This is a genomic window from Methylocella silvestris BL2 (assembly GCF_000021745.1).
In the GTDB taxonomy this organism is placed as follows: Bacteria; Pseudomonadota; Alphaproteobacteria; order Rhizobiales; family Beijerinckiaceae; genus Methylocapsa; species Methylocapsa silvestris.
The window spans coordinates 1,624,946-1,648,141 of record NC_011666.1 but is presented as its reverse complement, the minus strand read 5'-3'; the positions used below and the strand labels follow the sequence as shown (position 1 = coordinate 1,648,141).

The 23,196-nt window shown below is 62.0% G+C and carries 19 protein-coding genes; 6 read left to right on the top strand and 13 right to left on the bottom strand.

Annotated features, from left to right (window positions below; all coding sequences use genetic code 11):
• Positions 1-181 precede the first annotated feature (181 nt).
• Positions 182-1,327, top strand: a complete 1,146-nt coding sequence (locus MSIL_RS07785; protein WP_187148735.1) for a sensor histidine kinase — start codon at positions 182-184, stop codon at positions 1,325-1,327.
• A 95-nt stretch (positions 1,328-1,422) separates the two neighbouring features.
• On the opposite strand, the gene MSIL_RS07780 is transcribed toward MSIL_RS07785, so the two are convergent.
• Positions 1,423-2,607, bottom strand: a complete 1,185-nt coding sequence (locus MSIL_RS07780) for an NnrS family protein (RefSeq protein WP_012590544.1) — start codon at positions 2,605-2,607, stop codon at positions 1,423-1,425.
• A gap of 209 nt (positions 2,608-2,816) precedes the next feature.
• Here MSIL_RS07780 and MSIL_RS07775 point away from each other — a divergent pair, with 209 nt between their 5' ends.
• Entirely contained in the window at positions 2,817-3,512 is a 696-nt protein-coding gene (locus MSIL_RS07775; RefSeq protein WP_012590543.1) for a Crp/Fnr family transcriptional regulator, read from the top strand.
• On the opposite strand, the gene MSIL_RS07770 is transcribed toward MSIL_RS07775, so the two are convergent.
• From MSIL_RS07770 to MSIL_RS07715, 12 genes are all read right to left on the bottom strand, one after another.
• Positions 3,487-3,714 carry a DUF1858 domain-containing protein gene (locus MSIL_RS07770; RefSeq protein ID WP_012590542.1) on the bottom strand — a complete coding sequence of 76 codons (228 nt, stop codon included), beginning with the start codon at positions 3,712-3,714 and terminating at the stop codon, positions 3,487-3,489. The two genes, MSIL_RS07775 and MSIL_RS07770, sit on opposite strands and share 26 nt — an antisense overlap.
• 35 nt (positions 3,715-3,749) lie before the next feature.
• Entirely contained in the window at positions 3,750-4,358 is a 609-nt protein-coding gene (locus MSIL_RS07765) for an SCO family protein (protein ID WP_012590541.1), read from the bottom strand.
• Complete coding sequence (locus MSIL_RS07760) at positions 4,358-5,062, bottom strand: formylglycine-generating enzyme family protein (RefSeq protein WP_041368742.1); 705 nt, start codon at positions 5,060-5,062, stop codon at positions 4,358-4,360. Before MSIL_RS07760 ends, MSIL_RS07765 begins: the two co-directional genes overlap by 1 nt.
• Before the next feature lie 92 nt (positions 5,063-5,154).
• Entirely contained in the window at positions 5,155-6,552 is a 1,398-nt protein-coding gene (nirK, locus tag MSIL_RS07755) for a copper-containing nitrite reductase (RefSeq protein ID WP_244406236.1), read from the bottom strand.
• 291 nt (positions 6,553-6,843) lie between these two features.
• Positions 6,844-8,775 (bottom strand): nitric oxide reductase activation protein NorD, encoded by a 1,932-nt coding sequence (locus MSIL_RS07750; RefSeq protein ID WP_244406235.1) that lies wholly within the window; start codon positions 8,773-8,775, stop codon positions 6,844-6,846.
• Between the two features lie 27 nt (positions 8,776-8,802).
• Complete coding sequence (locus MSIL_RS07745; RefSeq protein ID WP_012590537.1) at positions 8,803-9,618, bottom strand: CbbQ/NirQ/NorQ/GpvN family protein; 816 nt, start codon at positions 9,616-9,618, stop codon at positions 8,803-8,805.
• Positions 9,619-9,629: 11 nt separating this feature from the next.
• Positions 9,630-10,985, bottom strand: a complete 1,356-nt coding sequence (locus tag MSIL_RS07740; RefSeq protein ID WP_012590536.1) for a cbb3-type cytochrome c oxidase subunit I — start codon at positions 10,983-10,985, stop codon at positions 9,630-9,632.
• A gap of 37 nt (positions 10,986-11,022) precedes the next feature.
• The gene (locus tag MSIL_RS07735) at positions 11,023-11,475 is read right to left on the bottom strand and encodes a c-type cytochrome (protein ID WP_012590535.1); all 453 of its coding nucleotides are present in this window, start codon (positions 11,473-11,475) and stop codon (positions 11,023-11,025) included.
• Positions 11,476-11,499: 24 nt separating this feature from the next.
• Positions 11,500-11,910 (bottom strand): hypothetical protein, encoded by a 411-nt coding sequence (locus tag MSIL_RS07730; RefSeq protein ID WP_012590534.1) that lies wholly within the window; start codon positions 11,908-11,910, stop codon positions 11,500-11,502.
• 4 nt (positions 11,911-11,914) lie between these two features.
• Complete coding sequence (locus tag MSIL_RS07725) at positions 11,915-12,508, bottom strand: cytochrome c oxidase subunit 3 (RefSeq protein ID WP_049768124.1); 594 nt, start codon at positions 12,506-12,508, stop codon at positions 11,915-11,917.
• Between the two features lie 290 nt (positions 12,509-12,798).
• The gene (locus MSIL_RS07720) at positions 12,799-15,552 is read right to left on the bottom strand and encodes a nitrate/nitrite transporter (RefSeq protein WP_012590532.1); all 2,754 of its coding nucleotides are present in this window, start codon (positions 15,550-15,552) and stop codon (positions 12,799-12,801) included.
• Positions 15,549-16,358: a helix-turn-helix domain-containing protein gene (locus tag MSIL_RS07715; protein WP_012590531.1), complete on the bottom strand. Its 810-nt coding sequence runs from the start codon at positions 16,356-16,358 to the stop codon at positions 15,549-15,551. Before MSIL_RS07715 ends, MSIL_RS07720 begins: the two co-directional genes overlap by 4 nt.
• Positions 16,359-16,542: 184 nt before the next feature.
• Here MSIL_RS07715 and MSIL_RS07710 point away from each other — a divergent pair, with 184 nt between their 5' ends.
• Genes MSIL_RS07710 through narI form a run of 4 tightly spaced genes read left to right on the top strand, consistent with a single transcriptional unit; the run spans position 16,543 to position 23,193 of the window.
• Entirely contained in the window at positions 16,543-20,277 is a 3,735-nt protein-coding gene (locus MSIL_RS07710; RefSeq protein WP_012590530.1) for a nitrate reductase subunit alpha, read from the top strand.
• Positions 20,274-21,788 carry a nitrate reductase subunit beta gene (gene narH, locus MSIL_RS07705; RefSeq protein WP_012590529.1) on the top strand — a complete coding sequence of 505 codons (1,515 nt, stop codon included), beginning with the start codon at positions 20,274-20,276 and terminating at the stop codon, positions 21,786-21,788. The genes MSIL_RS07710 and narH overlap by 4 nt, the downstream gene beginning before the upstream one ends.
• On the top strand, positions 21,788-22,495 hold the full coding sequence (narJ, locus tag MSIL_RS07700; protein ID WP_012590528.1) for a nitrate reductase molybdenum cofactor assembly chaperone: 708 nt from the start codon (positions 21,788-21,790) through the stop codon (positions 22,493-22,495). Before narH ends, narJ begins: the two co-directional genes overlap by 1 nt.
• A complete protein-coding gene (narI, locus tag MSIL_RS07695) occupies positions 22,492-23,193 on the top strand; it encodes a respiratory nitrate reductase subunit gamma (protein WP_012590527.1) in 702 nt (233 codons plus the stop codon). Before narJ ends, narI begins: the two co-directional genes overlap by 4 nt.
• The last annotated feature ends 3 nt before the right edge of the window (positions 23,194-23,196 follow it).

Sequence of the window (23,196 nt, the reverse complement as noted above, 5' to 3'; positions counted from 1 at the left end):
CTATGTCTATTGGTCAACCACATCATTCGTCAAGGCAGGGTCCGATCGCGCGCTATCAAGCGAAAATGCCGCGCTGAGACTCGCTTATGATCATGGCGGCCGCGCAGCTCTCGCAACAGCCGTCCGCAGGCGCGTCGAGGATCCTGGGGTTGATCAGGCGTCATATCTTCTGACTGACGCTTTGTCGGCGCCGATTGCCGGCAATATCGACGCTTGGCGGGGCGCGGCGGTCGGCCGCGAGGGCTTTATCACCTTTACCGCCACGCTCCCCGGCGCCAAGATGCCGCCGCCGCGCGTCCGGGCGCATTTCGACACGCTTCCAAACGGCGACCGTCTCCTGGTTGGCCGTAGCGTCGATGATCTCGACCAGTTTGTCCGAACGATCCAGCTCGCCTTCGCCGCAGCCATCGTCTTGATGTTCGCGCTTGCAGGATTTGCCAGCGTGGCGGTCACTCGGCGCACCGCAGGACGGATAGAAGCGATCAACGCGACGAGCCGCGAAATCATGCGCAGCGGGCTCAACAGTCGAATTCCGCTTCGTGGGACGAGAGACGAATGGGATCTGTTGTCTGCAAACCTCAATTCGATGCTGGACCGCATTGAAGAACTGATGGAGGGCGTTCGGCAGGTCTCCGACAATATTGCGCATGATTTAAGAACCCCGTTGTCGCGCATGCGCGGGCGCCTGGAGCTCGCGGCGAAACGGCGTTTGAGCGCCGAGCACGCTGACATACTCATTCGTGAGACGATCGGCGAACTCGACAGGGTCCTTGCCCTTTTCTCAGCGATCCTTCGAATCGCACGGCTTGAAACACAGCAAGGGTCCGCCTCCTTCCGAACAGTCGATTTAAAGGAAATCGCAGAAGGGGTCGCAGAGCTATTCGACGCGGCCGCCGAAGAAAAAGGCGGTCATGTCAACGTTAAAGGCGCTGGCGCGACCCTGATGCAGGGCGATCGCGATCTTCTTTTTGACGCGCTTTCAAATCTCACCGATAACGCCGTCAAATATGGCGGCCGCTGTGGCGCCGTGACAATTGAGGTTTCGGCAGGCCCCGCCGGCCCGATTCTAGCCGTTTCGGATCGGGGGCCGGGCATTCCCCCCAATGAGCAGAAACATGTCCTCAAGCGTTTTTATCGGCTTGAGCAAAGTAGGACCACGCCTGGGAACGGCCTTGGCCTTAGCCTCGTCGCCGCCGTCGCGAATGTGCATGGAGCACGAATCACCATGCAAAACAACGAGCCGGGATTGCGGTTCGAAATCCAGTTTCCTGGGTCGGATTGTGGCTCCGAGACTCCCGAAGCGAGCAGGCGCGGGACCCGGGGGTAGGGCGCTTACTGGACGTCAGGCGCGTGCAACCATCATGCTCAGCGAGAGCCGCGCGCGATCCGCATTCGCGCCCACGAAATGGGTGACGCGGGGCTTTAGCTACTGCCTCTCGGGCTGAGCAGCGCTTTGCCATAGGCCAGCGCAAAACCCAGAAACGCGCCCGCCCAGGCGAAGGCCGCGATATGCAATAGGATAAAGCTCCACTCGGGAAGGAGAGCAGCGCCGATTCGCGCCAGCACGGCCAGCAACGACGCGCCGTAGATCGCTAGCGTCGCCGGTCCGGCGTGGAGGCTCTGGCCGGTGTGGCCGAGGCTGGCCCGCGTCATGATCGCGAGGGTCATCACGCCAATCGCTCCGGCGGTCCAGGCGTGAACGCCCGCGCTTTCCGGAATGCGCAGCGTGAATGCGCTGAGGCCGACAAGCAAGAAACCAAGCGGCGCGAATGCATAACCCAGATGCAGCACCAGCACGAGGGCATCGGCGAAGGCGCGATCTCCCGCCCAGCGCGCCAGGCGCGCGAAATGCAAGAGCCCGGCGACGATGAGCAAACCGCCAGTGACGGCGACGCCTGGGGCGAAAGTCCAGGCCAGCAAGGCCAAAACCGCCGCCGCCACGCTGAGCTTATCGAACGCGCCGAAATTTGCGGGGAGGCGCCCCGGTGCGCGCCGGGCCAGAAAATTGCGCGTGAAGCTCGGAATGACTCGTCCGCCGATCAAGATAACCAAGGCGACGGCCATGGCGACGCCGAGCCGCTTGCCATAAAACGCGGAGCCATTGACATGCGCTTCGATATGAAAGGCGGCGTTGGCGGCTAGCAACAAGACCAGCACGGCCAGCACCTTGAGGTTTTTCCAGTTCTTGCCGGCGATGAGTTCGCGCGCGATCGCCAAGCAGAGGAAAGTCAGAAAGGCGCAATCGATCAGGGCCGCGGCCGCCCAGCCGAGCCACGCCGAGGCGGCGATCGCGAACCGTCCCGCAAGCCAGACGAGGAGCAGAACAAGGAGCGGAACGCCCTGCAAGGGCAGACGTCCTGTCCAATTGGGAATGGCGGTCAGCAGGAAGCCTGCGGCGACGGCGGCGACATAGCCGAACAGGGCTTCGTGGATATGCCAGTCGAGCGGCGTGAAAGCCGTGGTCAGGCTGATCTTTCCAAAATATTGCGGCATCCACACCAGGACGGCAATGACGGCCCAGACGGAGCCCGCAAGAAAAAATGGCCGAAAGCCATGGCTGAGGATTGCGGGACCGTCATAAGCTGGCCGGCGCGGCGCAGGGGACATTTTTCACTCCATCAAGGAGGCGGATGGGCGGCAGCGATGGCGAGTCAGCCTTTTGCGCTTTATGCGCGCGCGCGCCCGCAGTAACGTTGCGCGCAAACAAACAGCGGAACGGGAGGCAAAACGCCCTTTTGCGCCGAGCTTTCGTTTTGGCCCGGACGGGGCCCTGCAGAGGGGGCGCCAGGGAGGCGCTGCAGTGGGGATATCGAGGCATGGCGCAACTTGATCGCTCTTTGATTTCCGAGCTGCCGGCCTTCGCCAGCATTGAGCCGGAAGCCCTCGACGATATTCTGGCGCAGGCGCGGCCCTTGCGCGCGCAAAAAGGCGTCGCTCTGTTTGAGCAAGGGCAGAAAGCCGAAGAGTTCTTCCTGCTGTTGAACGGGCGGCTGCGCGTGACGCGCGTCACCCCCCTCGGCCAGCAAGTCGTCGTGCGCTTTATCGGGCCCGGCGACTTGTTCGGCGTCGCCATGGCCATCGACAGCCCAGTCTACCCGGCCGCCGCGACCGCAGTTGTCGATTCCGTGGCTTTGGTCTGGCCGAACGCCGCCTGGGCGCGTCTATCCTCCCGCCATCCGGCTCTGGCGCTGAATACGATGAGGACCTTGGGCGCGCGTTTGCAGGATTCACAAACGCGCATTGTTGAGATGTCGACCCAGCAGGTCGAAAAGCGCGTGGCGCACGCCATTCTTCGGCTTGCCAATCAAGCCGGCCGGAAGACGGACGAGGGCATATTGATCGATTTTCCGATTTCGCGACAAGATATCGCCGAGATGACCGGAACGACCCTACACACCGTCAGCCGAATTCTTAGCGCCTGGGAGGAAAAGGGGCTGGTCGAGGGCGGACGGCAGCGCATCGTCGTGCGTGATCCGCATGGTCTGGTCATGCTGGCGGAAGACAAGGAATGAACCGCAATTCCGCAAGGAGCGCCTTTGGCTCCAGCCCATGTTCGCGGGCGGCCTCTTCGATCGTGTGAAAGTGGCCGACCGGACAGCCGACGCAATACAACCGCCTGCGCAAGAACACGCCGATCGTCTGCGGCCGCTGGCGCATCAAATCGTCGACAAGAGTTGCGGCGTCGATTTCGCAAGGACTGGCGGAATTCGGCATTGGCGGAGTTTCCCTCTTCCTGCCTCGTCGTCGCTCTATCTGGCCAAGGGGCGCAGCGCCTCCAGTTTCGACACGAAATCCAATCCCGCATCCCGGCCGCCCGTCTGTTGCAGGGCGATGTTTCCCTCGGCGTCGAGCAGCGTGATGATATTGGCGTGGTCGAAGGCGCCGCTGGCGTCGCGGCGATAGCGGACGCCGAGCGCCGCCGCGAGTTCGCGCACCGCATGATCATCGCCATGGTAGAGCGTCCATTGGGATGGATCGAGGCCGTGCTCGTCGGCATAGGCCTTGAGCCTCTCCGGCGTATCGACGACCGAGTCCAGCGAGAAAAATGCAAAGCGAACCCTGGTCAGCGATTTGGCCTTCGCCTTATTTTCGATCGCGACCATGTCGGCGACGATCATGGGGCAAATATCCTTGCAGCTCGTATAGACCATGGCGATCACGACCGGCTCTCCGCGCAGAGACGCCAATTCGACGGCTTGGCCGTCCTGGTTCGCCCAATGCGAGGTCAGATTATAAATCGAGCCGCCGGACAGCGGCTTGGTCGCCTCCATATGCTGCATATGCGCATGGTCATGCGCGCGTGCTGGCGTAAAGCTGAGGCCTGCGGCAAGCGCCAGCGGGATGAAAGACAGACGCATCAAGGTTCTCCCGCACAGCGAAAGCCGACATTATCGAGCGCATAGGCGGCCTTCAGGCTGGCGCGAAGGGCATAGCGCATGGAGGCGGGATAATCGGCGGCGTCGCGAACGCCAGTCGCGCCATTGCCGCAAAAGGCCGCGGAGTCCTTGCCGGACGGATCGCGCAGCTCCGGCCTCGAAATGAAACTATTGGCGTCGAGGGTCCATTCCCAGACAAGGCCGACGAGATCACGGACGCCGAACCCATTGGGCTTTCCCCGTCCGATTGCCGGAAGCTGTGTTGGATTGGGGGAGCCAAACCAATCGAGCGAGCGTTGTGCGACTTCGGCCTGGTCGCGCCCTTGATCGGCGAGGGCGTATTCAAATTGCTCGCTTGTCGGGAGTTGCAATCCGCGCGCTTCGCAATAGGCCTGCGCGGCGAACCACGAAACATTGGTGACAGGCTCATCCGCCGCCTCGTCCGGCACTTGCAGGTCAGATGGCCATTTGGCCAGATAGCGATGATCGGCGAAAAGCGGTTTGACCTGTGATTTTCGCCACTCGGGGCGCTCACGAACGAAGGCGAGGAATTGGCGATTGGCGATGGGCTCGACATCCAGCCGGAACGCGCCGACTTGCGTCGGAGCGCTGATTTCGGCGTCTCGGCTTTTGCCGGGATTGGCTTGAAAGAAAGGGAGATAGAGCCCTGCGGGGATTTGCGCCATGGGCGCGGACTCCGGGCCGGCGTCGCCGGCCGCCGCTGCGCCGCAAAGCGCGCAGGCCGAAGCCGCGGCAGCCAGTTTCCGGCCCGGGGCCGTCATGGCAGGTTGGCCGCCTTGACGCGATTGGCCGCAACCTCGGATGGAAGGACTTCCTGACCCGAATTGTCCCACTGGCTGTAGATATAGGTCATGACATTGGCGATATCCTCGTCCGGCAGGTCCCAGGCGGGCATGACGCCATTGAAGTCGTGGCCGTTGACGGTGAGCTTGCCATCAAGTCCCCCGGTGACGGTCTTGATCGCCCGGACCTTGTCCGCGTTGAGATAGTCGGATTTGGCGAGAGGCGGAAAAGCGTCGGCGACCCCTTCGCCATTGCCCTGATGACAGGCCTGGCAATTATTGGCGAAAACGCCTTCGCCCAGTTTGATGCGCTCGGCCTTGCTCTCGGCGGCGGCCGGCTTTTGTGACGGCATTTCCGCAACGCGGGCGTTCGAGCCTTCCGGCATATAGACCTCGTCGCTGACCTTGCCGGAGAAGAGCGCCTTGTTGTCCGGTCCGTTGATTTTGAGCTGCGCCAGAGCGCCGCGGTTGAAGGCGCGCGTCAGCGAATGATCAACGATGATGAAAGTGCCGGGCACGCTGTTCTTGAACTGGACGATGGCGGAGCCGCCGGCGGGGATCATCGTCGTCTGCACGTTCTGCGTAGGAGTGCTCATATTGCCTTCGGGCCACACCGTGTCGAAGATCTGGCCGATCACATGAAAGGATGAGGTCAAGTTGGGCCCGCCGTCGCCAACGAAAAGTCGAACGGTCTCGCCCACGTTGGTCGCCAGGGCGCGGTCGCCCACCGTGGAGCCGACAGAGCCATTGAAGACGACATAATCCGGCCTTTCTTCGATGGCCTTGACCATGCTGAACGGTTGCAGGCCCTGCTCGCCATTGGCGCCCTTGGTGTAGAAGTCGCTCTGCATGACGTAGAATTCGCGATCGACCTTGGGCAGGCCTTCTCTCGGTTCGACCAGGATCAACCCATACATGCCGTTGGCGACATGCATCGCGACCGGCGCGGTGGCGCAATGATAGACGAACAGGCCTGGATTGAGCGCCTTGAATGTGAAGACAGAGCTATGGCCCGGCGCCGTCAGCGAAGCTCCCGCGCCGCCGCCCGGTCCATTGACGGCATGGAGATCGATATTGTGCGGCATCTTGCTGCTGGGGTGATTGTCGAGATGCATCTCGACAAGATCGCCCTCGCGAATACGGATAAATTTGCCGGGCGTTTTGCCGCCGAAGGTCCAGAACGTGTAGCGCACCCCATCGGCAAGGCGTCCTTCCACCTCCCTGACCTCGAGGTGAACGACCACCTTCGTCGCGTGATCGCGATGGATTGCTGGCGGGACGGCGGGCGCGTCGGTCAGTATGGCGTCTTCGACGCCGATAATAGGCGCCTTGGCGTTGTCTTCGCGGCTGGCGCACCAGGCTTGTTGTGTCAAAAGTAAAGAAGTTGCGGCCAGGAGAGCGTTTCTTGTAAAAATCTTCATCGCGGCGCCTCGATCTTGTCCATGGCAAAAGCGATCGGATGGAACTCGATGTCTCGGGAAAAAGAAGATCCGCTTTGCGCTTCGCTGCCCGGGCAGAGTAAAGACGGAGATAACTCTCCACTTTGCGAAATCGCAAACAAACAGCCGATTATCAGCGTCTATTGCGCTCAGGCGGTGAGACAGTATGTAGCTTGCATACAACGGAAGGATCGCCCGGTGAGGGCGCCGCAAGACGTCTCGGCGTCATGAAAGAATTTGGCGGTAGATCGAGGGCAGCGCTTCTGTCAGGCGATCCGGCGTAGGAGCGAGCGCAAAACCAGATCGTCCGAACAAGCGAGGCAAATAGGCCCGCGCCTCAGCGTCAATGGTGATGGCGAATACAGTCTGCCCTTGTCGGCGCGCCTCCTGCACGGCGCGCCGCGTATCCTCGACGCCAAAGCGCCCCTCATAGTGATCGAGATCATTCGGCTTGCCGTCGGTAATCACCAGCAACAGCTTCCTGGCGTTGGGCCGCTCGCCAAGACGGAAGGAGACATGCCGAATGGCCGCGCCGAGCCGCGTATAGAAGCCTGGCTTGAGCGCATTGATTCTCGCGTCGACCGCTCCGCCGAGAGGTTCGTCGAATGTCTTGCAGACGTCGACGAACACGCGGTCGCGACGCAAGGATGAAAAGGCATAGAGGCCAAATTGATCGCCGCAAGCGTCAAGTCCCCGCGCAAGAGCGATCAGCGCCTCCCGCGCGACGGCGATGACGGGTTCGCCATGCGCGGAACTCTCCGTCGAGCGTGAGGCGTCGAGGAGCACGGCGACGGCCAGATCGCGTTCTTCGTTGCGCGCAGCGCGATAGAGTCGCTCGCTGCCGCGCCCGCAGGCAAGACGATCCGCAGCGGCGCGGACGACTTCGTCAAGATCCAGCTCCCCGCCATCATATTGCCGCGAGAGCATTTTTCTTCGCGGCCGCAGCGCTTCGAACTGTTTGCGGACTGCCTCGATGCGCCGCAGGGAACGCGCGTCGAGTTTTCGCCCGCCGGGCGCCTGCGGGGCCGTATTTTCCAGAACGCGGGCCTGATCGGCCACAAGCGCGTTCTTTTTCCAATCCCATTCGGGATAGACAAAGCGCCCTGCCAACATCTCGCGGTCGCCGTCCTCCGGCGACAGATCAAGATCGAATTTGAGACGGGTCTTTGGCCTTTGGCGATGGTCGGCGACGCCGATTTCTTCGGCGTCGTCGGCCGCCTTGCGCGCCGAGTCCTCGTCGTCATCCTCGACCTTCCGGTTGATGTTCAGGAAATCGGCAAAAGACAGAATCGATTCAAAGCGGTGCAGGATCAAACTGTCGCGCCGATCGGCCTGATCGCTCTTGCGCCGTTGGGCGGCACGCGCCTTTTCGGCGCCGTCGGATGCGCCGCTTCCCGCTTCGTGATCCCCATCCTTCGCCCGTGATGGACCTGCCTCGCGCAGGGGCGATCGCTCTCCCCACAGCAGCAGCGGGCGAAAACTGCGGTAATCGGCAGGCGCGGTCAAAACATCATCGGCGCGGCCCATGCCGGCCAAGGCGCGCGAAAGCGGCGTATCGCTGGGATGCTCCGGTTCTTGGGCTAATCTGGCGCGAATCCATGCCTCGATTTCAGCTTCGAGCGGCGGCCCCCTGAAGACCGCGCGAGAGGCAAGACACGCGGGGTAAAGTTCGTCGCGGATCGAGCGGAGGCCGGGAAACAGACTAACAGCCTCCTCGCAATCCTGTGTGACCTTCCGCAGGCGCGCAACATCCCGGCGCAGCGGGTCGGTCTCTCCGGCATCCGGCGGCGCGCTGACGACGGCCAAGGCGGCGAGCCAGAGGTAAAGCTTGCGATTGAGTTCCGGCTCGGAAAAAATATCGATTCGCTCGGGCAGCAGCAGCGTCGCGCCGTCGAAATGCGCCGCCTGAACCCGCTCCGCTTCACGTGCAAGACGGCGACGCCAGGATCGGCGATGCGTCGCCCTGACGCCGCCGCCGGCTTTGACTTCAACGCCCCTTTCGCCGCCAAGACCCCGAAACAGCACGGCCAGAGCGCCGCGCTCCTGAGCCAGCTCTACGGCCGCCTCGGGATAGCTCGGGGCAATTTCGAGACCTTCGACGAAGCCGTCCCAAAGCGTTCCAACGGCTTCTTCCGGCTCCCAGAATTTTACCCGCAAGAAACTCCGAAGGCGCGACATCGCGGCTCACCCCAGAGTGACGGAAACAAGGTCCAGGAGGCCACGCTTGATGTCCGGATCGTCGGTCAAAGGTTCGATCAAAGCCGCTTCGATCGCATCCTCGCGCTTCATGCCCGCCCAGATAAGGCTCGCGCAGGCGACGAGCAAACGCGTGGACGCTCCTTCTTCCAGATCCTGGCCTTTCAACGCCCGCAAGCGGACGGCGAGCCGCACCAGGGTGGCGCATTGTTCGAGCGCCAGATCCGACTCACGCGCGACAATGGCCGCCTCGACGTCCGGCCTCGGATAGTCGAAAGAGATCGCCACGAAGCGCTGGCGCGTCGATGGTTTGAGCGTCTTGAGCATAGATTGGTAGCCAGGATTATAGGACACGACGAGCATGAAATCGTCCGGCGCCTGCAGCGTCTCGCCGGTTCTATCGAGGGGCAGGATGCGGCGGTCGTCGGTGAGCGGATGCAGGACGACCGTGACGTCCTTTCGCGCCTCCACGATCTCATCGAGATAGCAGATCCCGCCATGCCGCACCGTGCGGGTCAGCGGCCCGTCCACCCATACGGTCTCATTGTTCTTGATCAGATAGCGTCCCGTCAGATCCGCGGCGGTCAGGTCGTCGTGGCAGGACACTGTTTCGAGGCTGAGCCCGAGTCTGGCGGCCATATGCGCGACAAAACGGGTTTTGCCGCAGCCGGTCGGCCCCTTGAGCAGGATGGGAAGGCGGCGACGATAGGCCGCCTCGAATAGGCTACATTCGTTTTTTTGGGCTTGGTAAAACGGGAGCGCCAAAGCGCGCTCCCTCTCGATCTGCGCAGTTGCGACGTTCATGGCTTGACCCTCTATTCCGCGGGCGCGCCAAGACCATTGGCTGGCGCGATCACTTCCGCCGTGCGCGGCACGAGCAGCGCATAGATGAACATCAACGCGCCGATCACCGTGACGACGCCCGCGCCGAACCGCATCAGGTAAAATAATCCGAGCTGATCCTGCACTTCCATGTAGGAAAGCCCCATCACGCGTTCGAGATGCGTCTGCAACACCCCCGCGAAGGTGAGCGAGACGGTCATGAACACCACGCCGCCGGACAGAACCCAGAAGCTGATCATGTTCAGGACCTGATTATATGGCGCGCGATTCTTGAGCTGCGGGAAGGCATAGGTCATCATCGCCAGATTGAGGCAGACATAGGCGCCATAGAAAGCCAGATGCCCATGCGCGGCCGTCACCTGCGTGCCATGCGTGTAGAAGTTTACGCCGTGCAAAGTATGAAGGAAGCCCCAGACGCCGGCGCCGAAAAAGGCCAGCACCGAGCAGCCGAGAGACCACAGAAGAGCGGCTTTATTGGGATGATCGCGACGGCCCTTCCAGACCATCGTGAAAGTGAACAGAACCATACCGAAGAAAGGAACGACTTCGAGAGAGGAAAAAATCGAACCGATCCACTGCCAGTAGCCGGGCGCGCCGATCCAGTAATAGTGATGCCCCGTGCCAAGCACGCCGGAGAACAAGGCGGTGGCGACGATGACATAGAGCCATTTTTCGATAACCTCCCGGTCGACGCCGGTTATCTTCAACATGATGAAAGCCAGAACCGAGGCCATCACCAGCTCCCACACGCCTTCGACCCACAGATGGACGACATACCACCAGAACATCTTGTCTTCAGACAGATTGCCCGGATTATAAAGCGAGAACAGGAAGAAGATGGCGATGCCCCATAGGCCGAGCAGGAGCACGTTGGTGATCGCGGTCTTGCGTCCCTGCAACACCGTCATCGAGATGTTGAACAGGAAAATCAGCGCTGCGACGATAATGCCGAGTTTTACCCAAAGCGGCTGCTCCAGATAGGAGCGCGCCTCATTGGCGTTGACGTGGAACAGATAGCCGACCACCGCCGCCAGCGCCCCGAAAAAGAAGATGGCGAACTGGATATAAGCCAGTTTGGTCGAATAGATCTCGCGTTCCGATTCTTCCGGCACGAGATAATAGGTCGCCCCAAAAAATCCGAGCAACAGCCAGACGATCAATGCATTGGTATGCACCATGCGGATGATGTTGAAAGGGAGGAGCTCCGAAAGAACATTTGGCATGATGTAGATGAGGCCGCCGAGCAGGCCGAAGCAGACCTGCACGGCGAAGATCAGCATGGCGCCATACCAGTAGACCTTCGCGATGCTTTGAGTTTCATATCGCATTAGATGTTCTCCACATCGATTGTTCCGCCAAACCGTTTCAGCCAGCTTTGCCCGGCGGCCAGCCTTGCGTGTTGGTCCGGCTCACCCATTCGAGAAAATCGGCGAGATCGTCGAGTTCGTTGTCGCTGAGGTTGAACTGCGGCATTTGCCGACGGCCGGCGACGCCGGACGGCTGCGATTTCATCCAGTCCTTGATCATTTCATGGGCGGCTTTGGGATCCTTGTCGCCGCCCCAGCGGATGAACACATTGCCGACTTCCGGCGCAAAGCGCGCGCCTTCGCCCAAAATGGTATGACAATCGAAACAGGCCTTGCTTTCCCAGATGCGCTTGCCGCGCACGACCGCGTCGGTGAGATTGGCCTGATCCGTGCCCTTGGTCAGGATGTAATGACGGCTGTGGAGAGTCAGTCCGACGAAGATCGTGAAGAAGAAAAGCGTGCCGCCGTAGAAGATATTTCGGGCCGTTGATTTGGTCAGGATTTCGCTCATTCTGTCGCTCCGGCAGGATTTGGCCTATAATTGCGTCGCATTGCGGCGAGCCTCTCCATCGATCAGAGGGCCGCGAATCGCGGACGGACCGCAGGCTTGGCGCGAACAATCGGCAGTTAGGGAAAAGGGCTGTGTGTTGTCGCGCGCCGAAGCTTGCCGCGGCGGCGTCGTAAACAGAAGAAACGAAGCGGAGACGATCGCCAGGGTCAAAACAATGGCGAATGTAAAGCCTGTGAGCGCGGCAGGCGCCGCATACAGGCCGAGATATGAGCGGAGGACGATGCGGGCCTTTGCCGCTGCCGCCAGGGCGATCACGACGATCCAGACAGGCCCCAGCCGCGAGGGATGGTTGACGTCGCCGGCGACGGCCAGAGCCAGCGTCAACGCCATCAGCATCGCCCACGCCGCCAGAAGGGATCGGACGGTTTCGCGCATCGCCTCACCTCAACAGATAGAAGCTGGGAAACACGACGATCCAGATGAGATCGACCATATGCCAGAAGGCTGTTCCGGTTTCGATGTTCTCTTTTGAATCGAAAAACGCCACGACGGCGAGAATTCCGATTCCGAGAATGACATGCAGCGCGTGGAACCCCGTGACCAGGAAATAGAGGGTAAAGAACGGGCTGGAGTCGATGTCGTTGCCAGCTGCGATTTCGCCGCCATATTCAAAGCCCTTGACGAGGAGAAACAGGCAGCCGAGCGCCGCCGCTGCCAATAGGCTCCAGCGCGCCCACCCGCGGTCGCCATTACGCCGCGCTTCGTTAGCCAGGGCGGCGAAAAGACCGCTGGTGAGCAGCGTCGCCGTATTGATGGTTCCTGCAACGCGGTCGAGTTGATCCTGCGCCGCAGCAAATCCCGAAGGGTCTTTGGCGCGCGCGCCCGCGTAGCCGGCCAGCGCCAGAGCAAACACCGCGAGTTCAGAGGCGATCAGCACCCACATGAGCGGATTGCCCGGAAGCGCCGACAACGGCCCCCAACCGGATGAACGCACGCCATCGCCCTCTTGAGGGACGCCACAGGCTTCGCTCATCTGTTCCGCGCCATTTCCATGGCGGCGACCGTACGGCGATGATCCAGCGCCGACTTTGTTGCGGAACAAACAAAGCGTCGAGCGCCGCTCGGGGACCGCACAGAATCGTAGGGGCCTCAAAGTGTTTGGCGGCTGAGTCCAAGATTGGTCGCGAAGCCGGGGTTCGCACCGGCCGCCTAAGAGATCGGCGCGAAGAGCGAAAGCGCCCCCACAGTTTTGCGTGCTCTAACGCAGGGGCGCCATCGTCGCGAGGCGGGCGCCCGTCGCTGCCCCGAGGAGGTGACGGACGGTCATTTTTTCGCTGCGCCACGCTCCACGTCGAACAGCAAACCGCCGCGCCTCGTGTAGAACCACCAGGTGACGGCGATGCAGCTCACATAGAAGGCCAGGAACGCATAGAGCGCTGCAGCCGCTCCGCCGGTCATGGCGATCGAAGTGCCGAAGCTCTTGGGAATGAAGAAAGCGCCATACGCCGCGATCGCCGAGCTGAAGCCGATGATCGCAGCCGATTCCTTATCGGATTGCTTGACGAGGTTGGCGGCGACGACGCCGGGCTCCAGCCGCGCCACTTCCTTGCGCATGATCGCCGGGATCATCTGGAACGTCGAGGCGTTGCCGACGCCGCTCGCTGCGAAAAGGAACAGGAAGCTTGCCAGGAAGACCGGGAAGGCGATCGGATCGCCTTTCACGCCAATGGCGTAAAGGACGCCGGCCACGCCGAGGCTCATGGCGATGAAAACCCAAAATGTGATGCGGCCGCCGCCGATGCGGTCGCTCGGCTTGCCGGCGAGCGCCCGCGCGAGGGCGCCGACGAGCGGGCCGAGGAAGGCGTAGCGCAGCGCGTTGACATCCGGGAAAAGGATCTTCGCCAGGAGCGGAAACGCCGCCGAGAAGCCGATAAAGGATCCGAAGGTGCCGGTATAGAGCCAGCACATGATCCAGTTATGCGTGCGCCGGAAGATGACCGCCTGGTCGGCGAACGATGACTTCATCGTGGCGATGTCATCCATACCGAACCACGCCGCAAAGGCGCTGGCGATAATGAACGGCACAAAAACGAAGCCGGCGTTCTGCAGCCATAACGTCGTTGTGACGCCGTCTTGCGTTGCGGTCTGCGGCGCGCCGCCAAGCCAGCCGAAAACGCCGGCCGTGATGGCCAGCGGCACCACGAATTGCACGACGCTGACGCCGAGGTTGCCGAGACCGGCGTTCATGGCGAGCGCGTTGCCCTTCTCCGCCTTGGGAAAAAAGAAAGAGATGTTGGCCATCGAGGAGGCGAAGTTGCCGCCGCCCAAGCCGCAGAGCAGGGCGAGGGCAAGGAAGATCCAGTATGGCGTGCTGGGGTTCTGCACCGCGAAGCCGATGCCAAGCGCCGGGATCAGCAGCGACCAGGTGGTCAGTGTTGTCCAGAGCCGGCCGCCGAAAATCGCCGGCATGAAGGAGTAGAAAATGCGCAGCGTCGCGCCGGAGAGGCCGGGCAGCGCCGCCAGCCAGAACAGTTCCTCGTTCGAGAAGGCGAAGCCGACGGCGGGGAGCTTCGCAACGACCACGGACCACACCATCCAGACGGCGAAGGATAGCAGCAGGCATGGAATGGATATCCAAAGATTGCGCCGGGCGATCGCGCGGCCTGTAGCGTCCCAGAAAACCTTGTCCTCAGGCCGCCAATCCTGGATGGCGCCTGTGCCCGCCATTGCGCCCTGCTGCGCAGCTCCGTGGATCGGCTGCATCTCGGGAAGTTCGGGGAGCGTCCGCAATGAGACGCCAGTCCCCTCGGCCGTGCGTTCCATCTGACGGACCGCCAGATGCATCCAGACGAGCGCGACCGACACGATGATGAACAGCAGCCAAAAGCAACTCTGCCAGATCCCGGTCAAATCGTTCAGCGCGCCAAAGGCGATCGGCATGATGAAGCCGCCAAGCCCGCCGACGAGGCCGACGGCGCCGCCGACGGCCCCGACGCGATCAGGGTAATAGATCGGAACATGCTTGAACACCGCCGCCTTGCCGAGGCTCATGAAAAACCCGAGCACGACGGCCACGGCCATGAAGCCGCCAATGCCCAGCCGGGTCGAGAAGGCGATCGGGCCGCGAATCCCCTCCATCACATAATGTGTCGGCGGGTAGGAGAGGATGAAGGTGCAGGCCACCGACACCAGGAATGTCCAGTAGAGGACCCGCCGCGCGCCGAATTTGTCGGATAAATGGCCGCCATAGGCGCGAAAGATCGACGCAGGGATCGAATAGGCGGCGGCGATCATGCCGGCCGTGGTGATGTCGAGTCCATAGACTCCGATGAGATAGCGCGGCAGCCACAGGGCCAGCGAGACGAAGCCGCCAAACACAAAGAAGTAGTAGAGCGAAAAGCGCCAGACCTGAGCGTTCTTGAGCGGCTCCAGCATGGCCGCCACCGACTCCGGCTTCTGTCCCGACGCCCGCCGCCGCGCGAGATCCGGATCGTCCTTCGTCATCAGGAAGAAGACAATGGCGATCAAGGCGAGCGCCGCCGCCCAGACCAGCGCCACCGTTTGCCAACCATATGCGACCATGATCGCGGGCGCCGTAAACTTCGTCACGGCGGCGCCCACATTGCCAGCGCCGAAGATGCCGAGCGCCAGTCCCTGCTTTTCCTTCGGGAACCACTTCGCCACATAGGCGACGCCGACCGAGAAGGACCCTCCCGCGATGCCGACGCCAAGCGCGGCGAGCAGGAATGTGGGATAATTGTAAGCAAAGGTCAGCAGCGCGGTCATGACGGCCGCGGACAACATCGTCAAAACAAGGACGACGCGCCCGCCGTATTGATCGGCCCAAATGCCGAGAATGAGACGAATCAGCGATCCGGTCAGGATCGGGGTGCCGACCAGGAGCCCGAACTGCGTGTCAGACAGGCCGAGGTCTTTTTTGATCTGGATGCCGATGATCGCGAAGATTGTCCAAACGGCGAAGCACGCCGTAAAAGCAATGGTGGACAACCACAGGGCGCGGGTCTGGTCGGCGGGATTGATTGCGCGGGCCGTCGGAATTGGAGGCGCCGTATTCATGGTCGGGCTTTCCTGTCTTGAAGGGGTTTGATCGGCTCTGGACCATCGATGAGCGGATCGAGCGGGAAGCGGGCGCGGGCCGCGGCCGCGTCTTCGACATGCAGCATGTCGCCGCGGATAAGCATTCCGAACTTCGCCATCCCGGCCAAGGCGCGCGAGAAGGTCTCGCGCGTCATGCCAAGCTGCGAGGCGATGAGGCGCTTTTCGAGCGGCAGGCGCACGGCGATGTCTGTTTGAGATTGCCCGATGAGCGCGACGAGGTAGCAGCCGACCCGTTCTTCTGCAGAGCGCAGCTTCAGGTTTTTCTGCATGCGCACCTGGCGCCGGAACTGCGCCGCCTGACGGCCCAGAATAGCGCGGCAAAAGGCGTGATCCGCTGCGATGGCGTCCCGGAAGGCTTCAGCCCGGATCAGAAGAAGGTGGGCCTCCTCGTAGACGCGGGCCTGCATCAGATAGGGCTGATCGCCGATGACGGCGGCGGGAATGACGAGATCTACCGGAAGCAAGAGTTCAATGAGGGTCTCGACCTGATTGCGGATGCCTAAAAGCTCGATGCTGCCGGCGAGGAGAATCTGGGCAAAGACCGGCGTCTCCGCTTGCTCGATCAGGACGCTCCCCGCTGGCACGCGATGCAGCAGAGCCTCCGCCGCCAGCGCGTCCAGCGTTTCAGGAGGGACCTCATGCAGCCAAGCAATGTCCCGGAGCGCATCACGGGCGGAGGACCAGGGCCCTGCATCGGCGCCATTTGCGGCTTCGGAAGCTGGAGCCGCGCTGTTGGGTCGATTGGCTGGCGAACCCACTTCCATTTGGTTTTCCTCTCGCCCCACGAGATGAGAATGCACGCCATGTGATCTTTATCACGCTATGTCTCACATCAAATCACGTTTTACATTGATGTAGATCAATGTGGCGACGCCGTGAGACCTGCAGGCTCAGCGAGCGTCGTCATCGCCTGTCTTTGCGCATGACCGCGAACCGCAGGGAAAAACCATGAGCCACTTCCTCGACCGGCTGACGTTCTTCAAGAGGCAGGTCGGCACGTTTTCCAACGGGCACGGGATCGTGACGAACGAGCCGCGCGAGTGGGAGGACAGCTACCGCAAACGCTGGCAGCACGACAAAATCGTGCGCTCCACCCACGGCGTGAACTGCACCGGGTCGTGCTCCTGGAAGATCTACGTCAAGGGCGGCATCGTGACGTGGGAGACGCAGCAGACCGATTACCCGCGCACGCGGCCGGATCTGCCGAACCACGAGCCGCGCGGCTGCGCCCGCGGCGCAAGTTATTCCTGGTATCTCTATTCAGCCAATCGCGTGAAGCACCCGATGGTGCGCGGACGCCTGCTCCGGCTTTGGCGTGAGGCGCGCGCGACGCTCTCCCCGGTCGCAGCCTGGGCCTCCATTGTGGAGAGCCCTGAAAAGCGCGCCAGATACACGAGCAAACGCGGCCTTGGCGGCCTCGTCCGCGCGACATGGGACGAGGTCAACGAAATCATCGCTGCGGCCAACGCCTACACGGTCAGAAAATATGGGCCGGATCGTGTGGTCGGCTTCTCGCCGATCCCGGCGATGTCCATGGTGTCCTACGCGGCGGGCGCGCGTTATCTGTCGCTGCTCGGTGGCGTCTGCCTGTCCTTCTATGATTGGTATTGCGATCTGCCTCCGGCCAGCCCGATGACCTGGGGCGAGCAGACGGACGTTCCGGAAAGCGCCGACTGGTACAACGCTGGCTATCTGCTGATCTGGGGTTCGAATGTCCCGCAGACCCGCACGCCCGACGCGCATTTCTACACCGAAGTCCGCTACAAGGGCACGAAAAGCGCTGTCATCTCGCCGGACTATGCCGAGGCGACAAAATTCGCCGATCTCTGGCTACATCCCAAGCAGGGCACTGACGCGGCGCTGGCGATGGCGATCGGCCATGTTATCCTGCGCGAATTCCATCTCAATCGTAAGGTCGCCTATTTCGACGACTACATCCGCAGATACACCGATCTGCCGATGCTCGTTCGTCTCGTGCGCAAGGACGGACGCTATGTTCCGGATCGCCTCTTGCGCGCCGAAGACTTCGCCGAAAGCCTTGGCGAAGAGAACAACGCGGCATGGAAAACCGTCGCCTTTGACGCCGAGGGCATCCCGGTGGTCCCGCTCGGCTCGATCGGTTTCCGCTGGGGCGAGCAGGGTAAATGGAACCTGGAATCGCGGCGCGGCGACGGAGCGGAGACGTCGCTGCAGCTCAGCCTGATCGACGGCGGGACGACAGGCGAAGTGGCCTTTCCCTATTTCGGCGGCGCCGCCACGAACGGCTTCACCGCGACCGAGCATCCAGACGTTGTGACGCGCGCCGTTCCGATGCGCCGACTCGCGTTGAAAGATGGCGAGACGGCGGTGGCGACGGTCTTTGATCTCCTGTGCGCGAATTACGGGCTCGACCGCGGATTGGGCGGCGCCGGCGTTTCATCCGATTACGACGCGGACGAGCCCTATACGCCAGCCTGGGCCGAGCGCGTGACCGGCGTGCCGCGGGCGCACATCATCCATGTCGCGCGCGAGTTCGCAACGAATGCGGAGAAGACGAACGGACGCTCCATGGTGATCCTCGGCGCCGGGGTGAACCATTGGTACCACATGGACATGACTTACCGGGGGATCATCAATCTCCTGACCCTGTGCGGCTGCGTCGGCCAGTCGGGTGGCGGCTGGTCGCATTATGTCGGGCAGGAAAAGCTGCGGCCGCAAATCGGCTGGCTGCCGGTCGCCTTCGGGCTGGACTGGAGCCGCCCGCCGCGGCAGATGAACGCGACATCGTTCTTCTACGCGCACACAGACCAGTGGCGCTACGAGACGCTGAAAGTTTCGGAGATCCTGTCGCCGACGGCGCCGGATGGCGACTGGTCCGGATCGATGATCGACTACAACGTCCGCGCCGAGCGCATGGGCTGGCTGCCGTCCGCGCCGCAGTTCAAACAGAATCCGCTGACCATCGCCGCGCGGGCGGCGGCGGCGGGTTTGTCGCCGAAAGACTTTGTGGCGAAGGCGGTCCGGGCCGGCGAACTCGATCTTTCCTGTCATGATCCGGACGATCCGGCGAACTGGCCGCGCAACATGTTCGTCTGGCGCTCGAACCTGCTCGGCTCCTCCGGCAAGGGACATGAATATTTCCTCAAGCATCTGCTTGGGACCAACAATGGGGTGATGGGCAAGGACCTCGGCGTCGAGGGACGCGAAAAGCCGCAGGACGTCGCGTGGCGCGATCAGGCGCCGGAAGGAAAGCTGGATCTGCTGGTCACGCTCGACTTCCGCATGTCGACAACCTGCGTCTATTCCGACATCGTGCTGCCGACCGCCACCTGGTACGAAAAGAATGATCTGAACACGTCGGATATGCACCCGTTCATCCACCCGCTGACGGCGGCGGTCGATCCGGCCTGGGAATCGCGCACCGACTGGGACATCTACAAGGGAATTGCTGCGGCGTTCTCCGAGATCTGCCCCGAGGTTCTGGGCAGAGAGACGGATGTCGTGTTGACGCCCGCGTTGCATGATACGCCCGGCGAGCTGGCGCAGCCCTATGGCGTCAGCGACTGGATGCGCGATGGGACAGAGCCTGTTCCAGGCAAGACGATGCCTTCGGTGACCGTGGTGGAGCGCGACTATCCGAACCTCTATGCCCGCTTCACCTCCATTGGGCCGTTGCTTGAGAAGCTCGGCAACGGGGGAAAGGGAATCAGCTGGGCGACGGGGCGCGAGGTTGAATTCCTGGCGACGCTCAACGGCGCGGTGCGTGCAGGCGCCGCCGCAGGGCAGCCCAGACTCGAGACCGATATCGACGCCATCGAAGCGATCTTGAGCCTTGCTCCCGAAACCAATGGCGAGGTCGCCGTAAAGGCGTGGCAGGCGCTCGGCAAGGCGACCGGCCGCGACCACACCCATCTCGCCGAGCCGAAGGAGGATGAGAAGATCCGCTTTCGCGACATCGTCGCGCAACCACGCAAGATCATCTCTTCGCCCACCTGGTCCGGCATCGAGAGCGACAAGGTCTGCTACAATGCCGGCTACACCAATGTCCATGAACTCATCCCCTGGCGCACGCTGACGGGGCGCCAGCAGTTTTATCAGGACCATCTCTGGATGCGGGCGTTTGGCGAGGCGTTGGTGACCTGGCGGCCGCCCATCGACACGAAGGGGACGGCGGCGGTCAAGGGCAAGCACGGCAATGGCAATCCGGAGATCGTGCTGAACTTCGTCACGCCGCACCAGAAATGGGGCATCCACAGCACTTACACCGATAATTTGTTGATGCTGACCTTGAGCCGCGGCGGCCCGTGCGTCTGGATCAGCGAGATCGACGCGAAGCAGGCCGGCATCGTCGATAATGATTGGGTCGAGGCCTACAACACAAATGGCGCGCTGGTCGCGCGCGCGGTCGTCTCGCAACGGGTCAATCCCGGCATGGCGATGATGTATCACGCGCAGGAGAAGATCGTGAACATGCCGGGCAGCGAGGTCACGGGACAGCGCGGCGGCATCCACAATTCGGTGACCCGCATCGTGCTCAAACCGACGCACATGATCGGCGGCTACGCACAACAAAGTTACGGCTTCAATTACTACGGGACAGTCGGCAGCAATCGCGACGAGTTCATCATCATCCGGCGCATGAACAAAGTCGACTGGCTGGACGGATCAACGCCAGCCGCCAGTCAGAAGGAGGCCGTATCATGAAAATTCGTGCGCAAATTGCGATGGTGTTGAACCTCGACAAATGCATCGGATGCCATACCTGCTCGGTCACCTGCAAGAACGTCTGGACCAGCCGCGAAGGCATGGAATATGCCTGGTTCAACAATGTGGAGACCAAGCCCGGCATCGGCTATCCAAAGGATTGGGAGAACCAGAAGCGATGGAAAGGCGGCTGGACGCGTCGCCGCGACGGCGCGATCGAGCCGCGCATCGGCGGCAAATGGCGCATCCTGTCCAATATCTTCGCCAACCCGGATCTGCCTGAGATCGACGACTATTACGAGCCGTTTACCTTTGACTACGGGCATTTGCAGACGGCGCCCGAGAGCAAAGCGATGCCCACGGCCCGTCCGCGTTCGCTGATCAGCGGCGAGCGCATGGAAAAAATCGAATGGGGACCGAACTGGGAGGAAATTCTCGGCGGCGAGTTCTCCAAGCGCTGCCACGACAGCAATTTCGAGGGCGTGCAGAAGGACATTTACGGCGCCTTTGAGAACACCTTCATGATGTATCTGCCGCGCCTTTGCGAGCACTGCCTCAATCCGGCCTGCGCGGCGGTGTGTCCGTCCGGCGCGATCTACAAGCGCGAGGAAGACGGCATCGTCCTGATCGATCAGGACAAATGTCGCGGCTGGCGTATGTGCGTCTCGGGCTGCCCCTACAAGAAGATCTATTACAATTGGTCCTCAGGCAAATCCGAGAAGTGCATTTTCTGCTATCCGCGCATCGAGGCGGGTCAGCCGACCGTGTGTTCGGAAACCTGCGTCGGCCGCATTCGCTATCTTGGCGTGATCCTATATGACGCCGATCGCATCGAGGAAGCCGCGTCCGTTCCGGACGAGGGCGATCTGTATGAGGCGCAACTCAAGGTCTTTCTCGATCCGTTCGATCCGGACGTGCAGGCGCGAGCGCGGCTCGACGGCATCTCCGACGCATGGCTGGAGGCGGCCAAGCGCTCGCCCGTGTGGAAGATGGCGATGGACTGGAAGATCGCCTTCCCGCTGCATCCGGAATACCGCACGTTGCCAATGGTCTGGTACGTTCCGCCGCTCTCGCCGATCCAGGCTGCGGCGGCCAAGGGAGACATCGGCGTCGTCGGCGGCATTCCGGACGTCAAGTCTCTGCGCATCCCGGTCGAGTATCTCGCCAACCTCTTGACCGCCGGACGCACGGCGCCGATCACGGCGGCGCTTGAGCGCATGCTGGCGATGCGCGCCTATATGCGGGCCAAGACCGTGGATGGCGTCATCGTCGAGTCGATTGCCGAGAGCGTCGGCCTGTCGGGTTTGGACATCGAGGAGATGTATCAGCTCATGGCCATCGCCAACTATGAAGACCGCTTCGTCATACCGACCGCCCATCGCGAGACCGGCGATGATGCGTTCCTCATGCGCGGCTCCTGTGGCTTCTCCTTCGGCGAGGGCTGCTCCGGTAGAACGGGATTTAGCCTGTTCGATGCGAAAAAGCCGAAGACCCCGATGGAGGCGTCGTGATGGCCCGCACCTATAGAGCCCTCGCGGCGCTGATCTCCTATCCGACCGAAGCGCTGCAGGGCGCCGTGGGCGAGATTGCGACTGCGCTCGCCGATGAGGGATTGGTCCCCGCGTCGCAGCGCGCCGCCATCGACGCCCTTCTGGCTGAACTTGGCGGACGCGACATCTACGAGCTCCAGGAGCGCTATTTCGCTTTGTTCGATCGGAGCCGAACATTATCTCTGCACCTGTTCGAGCATGTGCACGGAGAAAGCCGCGATCGCGGCCAGGCGATGGCCGATCTCGTCGATCTCTATCACCAGCATGGCCTTGAACCGACCGCGGGCGAGTTGCCGGATTTTCTGCCGCTATTTCTCGAGTTTCTCTCGCTGCTGCCCGACGAGGAGGCGCATGCGCTGCTGGCCGAACCGGCGAGCATTCTTCACGTTCTCGGCGAGCGCCTGATCGCCCGCGGCAGCGCCTACGCCGCCGTGTTTGAGGCTCTCGCGGCGCTGGCGAACGCGCCGGGCGCGTCTTCGTCCCATATTGCCCAGGATATAGAGCTAGACGATCCCGATGATCTGACCGCGCTCGACGCGGCATGGGAGGAAGCGGCGGTCCATTTCGGCCCCGGCGAGCAGACCGACGCCTGTGGCGCCGACCGGCTGCGGACCCTTCTTCGCGCCGGCGCGCGCGACGCCCGCCCTCCCAAGGAGACGCGACAATGAGCTTTTATCTGAACAGCATCCTTTACGGCTGGTACCCGTATCTTTGTCTCACCGTCTTCCTGCTCGGCAGCCTGCTGCGCTTCGACGCATCGCAATACACATGGCGCAGCGGATCGAGCCAGCTGCTACGCAGGCGGCAGCTGATGTGGGGGTCCAATCTGTTTCACGTCGGCATCCTCATCATTTTCGGCGGACACGTCGTCGGTCTACTGACGCCGCTGGCCATCTTCGAAGCGCTCGGCATCAGCCACACATTCAAGCAACTGCTGGCGATGACGGTCGGCGGGATCGCCGGCATAGCGTGCTTCGTCGGCATAACTCTGCTTGTTCACAGACGCCTCTTCGATCCGCGCATCCGCCGGAACTCGAGCGTCGCCGACATCCTTGTATTGCTGATGCTCTACGCGCAGCTGACCTTGGGCCTGCTGACAATTCCAGTCTCGGCGCAACATCTTGACGGCGCCGAAATGGTGAAGTTCATGGCGTGGGCGCAGGGCATCCTGACGTTGCATCCCGGCGCGGCCGAGCTTGTCGCCGACGTCAATCCGATCTTCAAGATGCATCTGTTTCTTGGCATGACCATCTTCCTGGTGTTCCCTTTCACCCGGCTCGTGCATGTGTGGAGCGCGCCCGTCTGGTATCTCGGTCGCCGCGGATTCCAGGTGGTGCGGACACGGCAACCGATCGTAGGGAAATGAGCC